A 382-nucleotide genomic window follows, 5' to 3' on the forward strand; every position below is an offset into this window, starting at 1 on the left:
ACATTGTCAGGCGTGATGATGGTTATCAGGTCAGTGCCCTCGGATATGACCTCGAGCCTTGTCAGGGCGCTCATGATCTCGTCATGCGTGCCCTTGATGGCTACCTGCAGACCGATTGTTACAGGGCTTGTAGTCTTATTGTATGAGACAAAGGAGCCGTTTTCCACCGGAGACTGCGTGATCTTGTACTCTCCGGTGATGTCCATGTTCATGAAATTTGTGAAGTCTATCGCATCTGAAAGATCCTCGGACAGGCAGATTGACCAGCCGGACTCCTCCGGCGCGAAAAAGCCATCGTACGAGGCCATGTTGGTCTGATACTGCCCTATAGCGCCGCCGATTTCTGATAGCATGGCTTCTCCTCCTTATCCCATGACCGGCG

Annotated in this window: 1 protein-coding gene; it reads right to left on the reverse strand. The window is 52.6% G+C overall.

Going from position 1 to position 382, the window contains the following annotated elements:
• Positions 1-353 (reverse strand): hypothetical protein (locus tag J4G38_RS28290; protein ID WP_226164164.1); only part of this gene is annotated, 353 nt, incomplete at its 3' end.
• Positions 354-382 lie beyond the last annotated feature (29 nt).

It is taken from the genome of Hymenobacter terricola (assembly GCF_017921975.2).
Classification (GTDB): Bacteria; Bacteroidota; Bacteroidia; order Cytophagales; family Hymenobacteraceae; genus Hymenobacter; species Hymenobacter terricola.